At 69.4% G+C, this 9,834-nt stretch carries 10 protein-coding genes; 5 read left to right on the top strand and 5 right to left on the bottom strand.

Features of this window, described 5'->3' with window-relative positions; all coding sequences use genetic code 11:
- Positions 1 to 143: 143 nt before the first annotated feature.
- Positions 144 to 1,178: a questin oxidase family protein gene (locus tag ACFWBW_RS40720; RefSeq protein WP_385384635.1), complete on the top strand. Its 1,035-nt coding sequence runs from the start codon at positions 144 to 146 to the stop codon at positions 1,176 to 1,178.
- On the opposite strand, the gene ACFWBW_RS40715 is transcribed toward ACFWBW_RS40720, so the two are convergent.
- Positions 1,087 to 2,103 carry a CehA/McbA family metallohydrolase gene (locus ACFWBW_RS40715; protein ID WP_385384632.1) on the bottom strand — a complete coding sequence of 339 codons (1,017 nt, stop codon included), beginning with the start codon at positions 2,101 to 2,103 and terminating at the stop codon, positions 1,087 to 1,089. The two genes, ACFWBW_RS40720 and ACFWBW_RS40715, sit on opposite strands and share 92 nt — an antisense overlap.
- A gap of 148 nt (positions 2,104 to 2,251) precedes the next feature.
- Here ACFWBW_RS40715 and ACFWBW_RS40710 point away from each other — a divergent pair, with 148 nt between their 5' ends.
- Together ACFWBW_RS40710 and ACFWBW_RS40705 are read left to right on the top strand one after the other, a co-directional pair.
- Positions 2,252 to 2,407 (top strand): hypothetical protein, encoded by a 156-nt coding sequence (locus ACFWBW_RS40710; protein WP_385384629.1) that lies wholly within the window; start codon positions 2,252 to 2,254, stop codon positions 2,405 to 2,407.
- A 223-nt stretch (positions 2,408 to 2,630) separates the two neighbouring features.
- On the top strand, positions 2,631 to 4,127 hold the full coding sequence (locus tag ACFWBW_RS40705; RefSeq protein ID WP_385384638.1) for a UDP-N-acetylmuramoyl-L-alanyl-D-glutamate--2,6-diaminopimelate ligase: 1,497 nt from the start codon (positions 2,631 to 2,633) through the stop codon (positions 4,125 to 4,127).
- 329 nt (positions 4,128 to 4,456) lie between these two features.
- On the opposite strand, the gene ACFWBW_RS40700 is transcribed toward ACFWBW_RS40705, so the two are convergent.
- Positions 4,457 to 4,852, bottom strand: coding sequence for a helix-turn-helix domain-containing protein (locus ACFWBW_RS40700; protein ID WP_385384627.1), 396 nt, complete (start codon positions 4,850 to 4,852; stop codon positions 4,457 to 4,459).
- A 597-nt stretch (positions 4,853 to 5,449) separates the two neighbouring features.
- Here ACFWBW_RS40700 and ACFWBW_RS40695 point away from each other — a divergent pair.
- Both ACFWBW_RS40695 and ACFWBW_RS40690 read left to right on the top strand, forming a co-directional pair.
- Entirely contained in the window at positions 5,450 to 6,187 is a 738-nt protein-coding gene (locus ACFWBW_RS40695; RefSeq protein ID WP_385384624.1) for a LuxR C-terminal-related transcriptional regulator, read from the top strand.
- A 329-nt stretch (positions 6,188 to 6,516) separates the two neighbouring features.
- Positions 6,517 to 6,873: a hypothetical protein gene (locus tag ACFWBW_RS40690; RefSeq protein ID WP_385384621.1), complete on the top strand. Its 357-nt coding sequence runs from the start codon at positions 6,517 to 6,519 to the stop codon at positions 6,871 to 6,873.
- A gap of 146 nt (positions 6,874 to 7,019) precedes the next feature.
- Here ACFWBW_RS40690 and ACFWBW_RS40685 read toward each other — a convergent pair whose 3' ends face one another.
- From ACFWBW_RS40685 to ACFWBW_RS40675, 3 genes are all read right to left on the bottom strand, one after another.
- Entirely contained in the window at positions 7,020 to 7,244 is a 225-nt protein-coding gene (locus ACFWBW_RS40685) for a hypothetical protein (RefSeq protein WP_385384617.1), read from the bottom strand.
- Between the two features lie 172 nt (positions 7,245 to 7,416).
- On the bottom strand, positions 7,417 to 9,030 hold the full coding sequence (locus ACFWBW_RS40680) for a Tn3 family transposase (RefSeq protein ID WP_385384614.1): 1,614 nt from the start codon (positions 9,028 to 9,030) through the stop codon (positions 7,417 to 7,419).
- The coding region (locus ACFWBW_RS40675) for a hypothetical protein (protein WP_385384611.1) at positions 8,960 to 9,834 on the bottom strand (875 nt) is incomplete at its 5' end. The genes ACFWBW_RS40680 and ACFWBW_RS40675, both read right to left, overlap by 71 nt.

Below are 9,834 nucleotides of genomic sequence, written 5' to 3'. Positions count from 1 at the left end.
GGCTGCACACCTACAATCACCACCGCGGACACACCGCACTCGCAGGCAAACCACCCGCCAGCCGCGTCCCCAACCTCACCGGGCAATACACCTAGGCCTTCGGCCCGTTACGCGCGCGTAGCCGTGGACCTACGGTCGTCGTCATGGATACGACGGGCATTCTCGACGAGGCGCTTCAGCGATTGCACGGGTCGGGGCCCGAGCGGCTCGGGCGGCTGACCAATCACGCGCCGATGGCCGTAGAGGCCCTTTCCGTGCGCGGGCAGGCCGGCACGGTGCACCGCTGGCTCGATCTGTACGCGCACAAACTGGAAGAGTTCCCGTCGCGCGTCGAGCCGGTCACGCCCGCCAACTGGCGTGCTGCGCTGGGCGACCCGCGCCGTGCCGCCGACTGGATCGACCACTTCGAGCGGGAGATCGCCGACCGCCCCTGGCGCGATGTGCTGGCGCAGTGGTGGCCGCGTCTCCTCCCCGGCCTGTGCGGCGGCTCGACGCATCCGCTGATCCGGGTGGGCCACGCAGTGCGCACTCTCCTGGCCGGCGAACACACCGCACCGCGCCTGGCCGAACTCGCGCACGGTCTCGGCTACTGGGCCGCCCGCCATCAGCCCGTCGCGGACCTCGCCCACCTACCTGGTGCCGGTGCCGACGGCGCGGCCGCCGCGCTCGACGCGGTACCACCCCTCACCGAACGGCACGGCACCTTTCCCGACCGCCTTGCTCGCGTCACGGACCTTCCGATGTGGGCGGCCACGATCACGGACCCCGACCCCGACCCCGACCCCGACCGGGCACGCCTGCACCTCCTCGATCTGGTGCGGGCGGCGACCCATCGCTACGCCACCCACGGCCACGGCGACGAAATCATGCTGGTCCACGCCGCCACGGCCCCCAACGCGGTGCTGCGGACCCTGCCCGCCCTCCCGCCCGCCCAATGGGCACCCAGCGTGCGAGCCGCCTGGACGGCCTCCGCGGCCGTCACAGCGATGTACGCCCCCGACACCCCGGTCGCCTTCACCCCGCCGGGCACCTTCACCCCCGAGGAGGTCTTCGAACGGGCCCGGGCACACGGAGACGAGCACGTCATCAAACTGACCGACACGGCACTCGACGTCGGCGACGAACAGGCCCTCGCGGCGGCCCTGCGCTGCATGGAACTGAACGAACCGCTGCGTTAGCCCGCCGCCGCCTGGAGCCCGCTGCCGGCTCCAGGCGGATCGGGTTGCTCCAGGCCCGGCCACCGGCCGCATCCTCGACGGTGACCCGGAAGAAGCCGCCCCGGAACATCGCCAGCGGCAGGGTGTACTCGGTCAGGGCCTCGCCCTGGACGACCTGCGCGCCGGGTGCGCCACCAGTGATCAGGATCTTGCGGACAGGAGAGCAGCGGACGGTGACGTGTTCGCCGGTCAGGCCGACACCGACCAGTTCGGGGCCGGTGGAGGAGTAGTAGTGCCCCGCCTTGAGCGCGGCGAGGAGCTGCTCCGGGTCGAGGGACTCGGCGCGGACCTGGACCCAGGCGGCGCAGCCCGGAGGGTCCTGCGGCTGGAGGTGCGCGTCGTCGGCCGCGTAGGCGTGCGGCCGGTGGCCGCGGTTGAGGAGGACGTCGGTCAGGTGCCAGCTGTCTCCCCGGTCCTCCCGCGCGGCGAGCGCGTTGTACACCTCGACCGCGTGCGCCGCGTCCAGGCTCTCGGCGTCCGCGATGCTCAGCAGGGAGGCGGCCGGGTGGGCCATGCCCACGAACGCGCCGGCGGCGCGTGCCCTGCGGGCCAGCCGGGGCCCGGTCTCCTCCGGCCCGGGCGGCGCGGATCCCAGCGGGAGCCCGACGGCGACGATGTGCCAGGACGAACCGAGTTCGGTGCGCGGAGCGTGCAGCTCGGCTCCGAGCAGGGTGGTGAATCCCTCCCTGCGCAGCGGTGTGGTGTCCGTCAGCGGGAAGCCGTACTCGGAGCGGAAGTGGTCGGTGACGGCCAAGAAGTCGTATCCGGCGTCCCGGTAGTACTGAGCCGTCGCCGCCGGGGTCAGGGCGCCGTCGGACCGGTCGGAGTGGGTGTGCAGGTTCCCCCGCCAGAAGCGGCCGGGTCGATCGAAGGGCAGGCTGTGCATCCAAGTCCTCCCGGAGTTCGTCTCCGATGATCCGATGTGTGTCGTCCTCGTGCGGTTGCAGGGCGGCGGAGCCCCGACCGGGGCGAATGCCCCCGGCCGGCGAGCGGACGCGGCGTACGGACCGGGTGGGCGGACGTACACTCGGCCCATGAGCCGCACGCGAAGTGTCACGGGGGAGAGCCTGCCGCAGGCCGCCTCCGGCGCGCGTGCGGCCTCCGCGGGCCGGACGGGCGTGGACCCCCGGACCGCTGCCGACGGCAAGGCCCCCACGGTCGGCCGCGGCGTCCTGCACGGCCACGGCTAGCGCTTTCCCACCGCGCCCGGGGCCCAGCCCCTCCCGCCGGACCATCCCCAGCGACGGGCCCTGCCCCGGCAGCCCGGCCCGACCATCGCGTCGGGCCCGACCCGTCGCACCGAGGGCGACGCATCGCCCTCCCCGTCCCACCACCGCAGCACCGACGCTCCGTCGGCGCTGCCGCCAGGCTAGGGCCGTGCGCCGGGCCGTAGTCGCCTCCGAAGGGACCACCGTGAAGTTGAGCGGGTTGCTGACCGGCCATGAACACCACGTCATCCAGGGCGACACCGAGTCGACGGGGATCACAGCGGGCACCACCTTCGACGTCGACCGGGTGGTGCCGGGCTCGCTCTTCATCGCGGTACCGGGCCACCGCGGCGGCGGCCCCGCCGCCATCGGTGCGGCGCTCGCGCGCGGTGCGGTGGGGGTGCTCGTCGACGAGGCGGGAGCCGCCGCCGCGCCCCCCGGGCGGGAGCTGTTGCCGGCCGTGTGCCTCGTACGGGTCTCCGACACCCGCAAGGCGGCCGCCGTGGTCTCCTCCCGGTACTTCGGCGAGCCGGGCCGGCACATGGACATGGTCGCGGTCACCGGTACCAACGGAAAGACCTCCATCTCCTACATGGTCGAGTCGCTCCTCAAGATCTCCGAGGGCGCCTCGGTGGGCGTGATCGGGACGGCGGGCAGCCGGATCGGCGACGAGGTGATCCCGATGCCGCCCTCGGTGCTGACCACACCGGAATCGCCCGAACTGCAGTACCTCCTGGGCCACATGCGGGACCGGGGCACCGGCAGCGTGGTGCTGGAGGCCACCTCGATGGCCCTGCAGACGTACCGGATGGACCGGACGTTCGTCGACGTCGGCGTCTTCACCAACCTGACCCAGGACCACCTGGACGACCACGGCACGATGGCCCACTACACGGACGCCAAGATGCGGCTGTTCCAGGGCCTGTGCCGGCACGCGGTGGTCAACGTGGACGATGCCGTGGGAGCCGGGATCCGCGCGATGATGCCGGGCGCGGTGACGACGTACGGCCTCGACGAGGAGGCCGACTTCCGGGCCACGGACCTGATCGCGGACGCCTCGGGCACGCGGTTCACGCTGCACCACGCCGGTCGCGAGTACCAGGCCGCGATCCCGGTCCCGGGCCGGTTCTCCGTGTCCAACGCGCTGGCTGCCCTGGCGGCCTGCCGGGTACTGGGGCACGACCTGGACGGACTGGTCGCCGCGCTCGCCAAGATGCCGCCGGTACCGGGCCGGTTCGAGCGCTTCGTCACCCCCGCGGGCACCTCGGTGATCGTGGACTACGCGCACTCGCCCGACTCCCTCGACAAGGTGCTCACCGCCATCCGGGGCTTCGCCCGCGGCCGCGTCATCACGGTCTTCGGCTGCGGCGGTGACCGCGACACCACCAAGCGCGCCGAGATGGGCCGCATCGCCGCCACCCACTCCGACCTGTGCGTCCTGACCTCGGACAACCCGCGCACCGAGAGCCCCGAGGCGATCCTGGACCAGATCGCGGTCGGCATCGAGAGCACCGGCACACCGTACGAGCGCTCCGCCGACCGGCGCCGAGCCATCGCCTTCGCGCTGTCTGAGGCCAAGCCCGAAGACATCGTCCTGATCGCAGGAAAGGGCAGCGAACCGCACCAGATCGTGGGCGAGGAGCTGCTCCCGTTCAGCGATATGGCGACCGTACGCGACCTCGCCTCCGGCCTGCTTCCCTGAAGCCACCCCCCACACCCACCCCACCCCCACACCCGGACCGCGGCCCGGATCCGGATCCGGTAAGGCCCTTCCTAGTCAGGGATACCGGGCATGCCCCATCGGGCGCTTCTGTCATCGACAGCGGCTCTGGGACATGCATCGCGCCATGCCGCGAGTGCCGGGGGAAGCCCCGGACGCCCGAAGAAGAGCCGCTTCCCGCGCAGGCGCAAGCGCAGTTTCGCCGAGCCGTCGACGTTGTCGTAGATGACGAGGACCCGGGCCACCCGGGGTCCCAGTAGTACCCGCCGAAAAAACAACGGAGTAGCCCCTGAGCTGCGGTGATGCTGAGGTTACGGTGTGTTTGCGGCCTGCTGGGGCAGGGCTTTGCCGAGGTGGCGGTAGATGGTGGGGCGGGTGACGCCGAATTCGTCGGCGATCTGTTGGACGGTGTAGTCGCCGGAGTCGTACATCTCCCGCGCGAGCTTGATCTGGCGGGTGCCGAGTTTGGGCTTCTGGCCGCCGGTGCGGCCTCGGGCTCGGGCGGCCTCCAGGCCGTCCATGGTGCGCTCGGACATGAGGGCGTGCTCGAACTCGGCGATGGCGCCGAGGATCTGGAAGAACATCCTGCCGACGGGCGGTGGTGGTGTCGATGCCCTGGTCCAGGACGACCAGGCTGACCCCGCGCTCCTGCAGTTCGCGGGAGAGCTCGATGAGGGCGTTACATCCGTGACCTGCGGGAACGTCATGTTGATCTTCGCGTATCGCGAACGATCGTCTCCGTGCACCGTGCACCGTGCACCGTGCAGCAGGCGGTTGCGCCGAGGGCGTGACGTTCAGGGCGACCCCTGGAAACGGCGCAGGCTCGCTGGGCCGGATCTGAGTGATCGGCAAGCGCGTCAACCTGAAGGTGAGTGACCTACCGACCTCGTCCGTCATCACCGCGATGGGGCGGAAGCCGTTCGGGCAGTCATTCGCAGCCTGGACCCACCCCGCACGCGCAGGGATAATCGGGCGTTATGGGCCTTACGTTCTTCGACGACAGGCGTCTGGCGTGTGATGTCTATGCCGCGGCGAGCCAGAGCACCGGCCCCGATCAGGTCGGAGCAGGGATCTCCCGCGTGCTCGCCCCCATCGTTGCTCACGACGCGCTGAGCCTGGTGGGAACCGACCCGGCAACCGGTCCTGGGCTGGGCAGTTTCAGTTTCTGGCACCAGTACGATCCCGCACTGGTCAGGGAGCTCGTCATGCACCGGTATCTGGGGGGCGACCCGCAGCGGCCGGCAACTCCGACTCTCCTGCGGACCCCGGCTGTCGTCGTGGGCGCGGGCACCGACAGGTCTCCCGTGCCTGACCCGCGTGTGCGGGACATCCTCACCGCGCACGGGGCGAGTTCCGAGCTGCGTCTGCTGCTCCAGGATAGGCGCGGCGTGTGGGGGGCTCTCGGGCTGCTCCGCTGCGAAGGTGCCGCGCCGTTCAACCAGGACGATGCCCAGCGGGCGGCCCGGCTGGTACCGGCGCTGCTGGCCGCCCTGCGCCGGTACGCGACGGCCGGCCCTCTCTGCCCCGAGGTTCCCCCTCTCGCGGCGGGAGTGATCACCGTCGGTTCCGACCACCGGATCAAGGCTGTCAGTCCTCAGGCGCAGCTGTGGCTGGACCAGTGGTCGGCGCACACCATTCCCTCCTGGGTCCCGGCTGCCTTCTTCGTCTCACTCTCCCTCGCCGCCCGGGCAGCAGCCCGTCGTCAGGACGCGTCGATTCCCTTGGTGTGTGCGCCCCCGGCCGCCTGCGGCCGCTGGACCACCTGTCAGGGCCAGGTGCTCGACGCGGACGCCGCCGGCGATGTCGCCCTCGTCATCCAGGGGGCCACGTGGGACCTGGTCCTGCCGTCATTGTGCGAGTGGTATTGCATCACTCCCCGCGAACGCGACGTCGTCACCCAGCTGCGTACCGGGGCGTCCGTCAAGCAGATCGCCCGCCGCCTCGACCTGTCCGCGTACACGGTCAACGACCACCTCAAGGCGGTCTTCCGCAAGACCGGCGCAGACGGGCGCGATGAACTCGTCGCCGCGATAACACGCTGAGCACCCGGACGCACATCCCCAACATCAGGGGGGTCCAAGCAGCCTCGGTCCGACCGACCATGGTGGAGAAACCTGAACGAGTCGGGAAGGCCCAGGGGCCTACACGAGGCCCCGCCACCCGGAATGCGCTACCTGACACGGGATGCCTTCCCTAATCAATAGCCATTACATATCTTCAACTTCTCGCGTGAGGGAGAAATGGCATGACCGCGAATATCCCAACGCCGACTACGGTCAGAGTCAAGTCTGGCTGATGAACGGCACGAGGGTCGCCACCCGGCAGAAGGTGGCAGAGGAGAACGGCACCATCGAATCGAGGGGTTGAACTCATGAGTGGAAGCAACGGTCAGAACAGTGCGCCTCGCCAGGAAAACCAGCCCAACGCGAGCGAACCTGTGAAGCATGCGGCCTCAGGTCCTAGCCAAGGAGCCGACAGCTTCGCTCTCAGCGGCAAAGGAATTTTCGACTCGACGGTACCCATGCGATTCGTCAACCACACATCCCGAGTATTCGTCTCCCTGGCAGAACTTTACTCGGTGGACCGAACGCCATTTATGGGAGGAGCAAACATCAGGGTTCTCAACGTAGTACCCAAGGATGGCGGCGAAGTCGAGATCCGCGTGGAAGTGGAGTATCCTGAGGAGCTGCCTCTATTGGCCTCCGTCTTCTACTTCAACGGATTCTGAAGTGGCTCCCCTCCAAGGGGCATTGCGTGAACGGAACTCGTCTGGTTCGCCGGTCTCGTGAGTGACGTGGTGTCATGTCCGTTGTGGGACGGGGGGGCCGGGGCAGCAGAGCAGGCCGCGCTGCTCGCGCCACCGCCGCCGATTGGCTACCCTGGCCTGGCCTGACCGGACGGGCAGGCCAGGGTAGCCAACTTGTTCTGCCCCGGCTGCACGGAGACGAACGAGCCAAAAAACTGGTTGCGCGCGGCCCGCGGCGCAATGTCGGCCGCCGCCGAGTTCTTCGGTGCGACGACGCCCAGCTTGTCGCCGTCGCCCCCATCCGCGAAAGCCATCGCAGGGCTGCCAAAGAAGCCCGACAGCGGCGAGGACACTGAGAGCGAGGGTGGTTCTACGGGCCATTTTGACCTCCTGATACGAGCCACCGCCGCCCCGAATGACGGCAGAAGGTCCCATTCCGACGAAAACCTCCATTCCCCACTTCGCTCGCGAGATCGCCATGCTTCGCGTGCCTGTCCGCCGAATGGTCGCGTTGCCCGACCGCTGCTACAGCCCGGCCTCGTCCACGGTCAAGGTCCGCAGCGGCCGGTGTCCCCGCTCGTCGAGCTGGGCGAGTTCACGTTCGTAGTCGACGGTGATGGAGCCGTAGTAGTTGACCACCTGGCTGCGGGCCGGGGAGATGTGCGCCAGCACCTTGGCGTCCACCTCGCGGCCGGCGCCGCGCATTTCGTCCACGGACAGGGCGAAATACTCCGTGTGCCAGCAGACCACCGCGTTCGTCACGACGGTCAGGCACCACGCCTGCTCATTCTGCTGCTCGGGCTGGCGCCGGGTGACCTTGCCTTCGCGGGCGTAATGGAGCTGGCGACGCAGAGCGTGGAGGGATTCACCCTTGTTCAGCTGACGGGCGATCTTCCTTCGGTAGGTGGAATCGGACAGGTACTTCGCGGCGTAGATCGTCCTTCGGATCGCCCCGTATTCCTTCAGTGCCGCCGCGAGGGCGTTCTGCCGGGAGGACGCCGAGAGTTTGCCCACGATCAGCGAGGCGGTGGCGTGCCCGTACTTCAGCGCCCCCGCGAGGCGCAGCAGGTCGTCCCAGTGGTCCGCGACCAGGTCGGGGTTGGCCTTCTTCGTCAGCAGAGGCCCCGCGGTCGGGAACCGCTCCTCGTACTGGGCCTTCGCGCCCATTCGGTAGAGGGTGATCTTGCCCAGGTCGCGGATGCGGGGCGAGAGCTGCTTTCCGACCAGGTCGAACAGGGCGAAGTTGACCAGAGTGACGCCGTGCGTGTCGGTGGAGATGCCCTCCTGGACGAAGTACTTGTTCAGGTCCCGGGCGGTGATCGACTTGCCCCGGGTGGGGAACCGCTGCCCGTCGGAGGAGGACAGCGTGCCCGACCCGAACGCGCTCGTCATCGGCAGCTTGTGGTGGTAGTTGACCAGGACGATATTCGCCTCGCGCAGCGTCTCCTCCCGGATGTACCACTCGGCGATCCAAGCCAGCACGTCGTACGGGATGCCGCAGGACGCGGCCATCCCGTGCAGCCCCAGATTCGTGGAGAGCCCGATCAGGCAGGCGATCAGGTTCCTCTTGAGCTGCGGGGAACGGGCCTGCTTGCCGCCAGCGTGGGTGAAGCAGTCCAAGAAGCCGGTGTGCCGGTCCATCTCCACCAGCAGCGAGGCGATCGGTACGTTCGGCAGCATCCGCTCCAGCTCGGTGTGGAGCTCCTCGGCCTCGCTGGGAATGTCCTCTGCCGTCAGCGGGGAGATCACCAACTCCCCGGCGTCGTTAAGGCGGACCAGGCCGTCACCGCGCCCCAGGACCTTCTCCAGATCGGTGAGGGCCTCGTCGAGTTCGTCCATCACCTGTGGCAGGGTCTCGGAGAAGTCGGGGCTCTTGCCGACCAGGCGGCAGAACTCGAAGCGGTGATCCTCCCACTGGGCGGGCTTGAACAGGCAGGCGGCCGGATTGTCGTAGCGGCGCGAGCCCGGCACGTATACGTCCCCGCTGCGTAGGCCGTCGCGCAGCGCGAGCAGTGTGCACAGCACCCAGTAGTGCCGGTACGCGCTCGCGTCACCCTTCGCCGCGGCCTCATCCAGGTAGCCCTGCCAGCGTGTCGGTACGAACAGGGTCGGGGCGCCGTCGGGGACGTTTTCGGGCACCGGTGGCGTTCAGCTCCCGCAGGATCCCAAGTGCCTCGACCAGCGGCTTCGCGTCCGTGCCGCCGGCGAACCGCACCGCCTGAAGTACCTTCGGCGCGAACTGCCGGATGTAGGTGTAGGAGCCCTCCAGCAGCCGCAGATGTCCGTGGTCACGTGACAGCCGCACGGTGGCCCCGGCGTGCGCTGTGCGAATGCGGTCCAGACCGAGCTTTCCCCGCAACAGCACGCCGACATCCTCGTCCGGGATTCCGATATCCGCGAGCACGGGCAGGATCTCGTCCAGCAGGGCGAGCCGGTTCTCCGACAACTTGGCCCGCTCGGCGAGCTCGTCGCGCAGCTTGATCCGGGCCCGCGACTCCGCACCAGAGAGGGTCTGGTCGAAGATTTGCACCACCGAATCCAGGACGTCGACCGAGGTCTGCGCCAGCAGGGTCAGCAGGATCGGGTGGCACCGGTTCGCCTCCCGCCGGACCAGCGCCTGCGAGGTCAGACGGCGGCCGATCTGAGCGAGGAAGCGGCGCCGTTCGGCGGGAAGGCCCGACAGGTCCAGCGTGTCAGCTCCAAGTCCCCGAAGGAACTCCAGCTTGTCCACCTCGCCCTTCACGCTGGGCGGCGACGCCTGCACGGGCCCGGTCACCAGCCAGTTGAGCCGCGAGGACCGCAGCTTCGGATCGAAGACCAGCAGCCCGTCCAGGCCGCCGGCCCGCTCCGGGTACAGCAGGTGGGCCACGCGCGCGTGGGTCTCCCGCTCAGCCGCCGCACGCGCGGCGGCGACCTTCTCCAGCAGCGTGACCACACCCGGCC

The organism is Streptomyces sp. NPDC059957, from assembly GCF_042730015.1.
Classification (GTDB): Bacteria; Actinomycetota; Actinomycetes; order Streptomycetales; family Streptomycetaceae; genus Streptomyces.
Note: the sequence above shows the minus strand (reverse complement) of the source record. Positions and strands in the feature narration are given on the sequence as shown.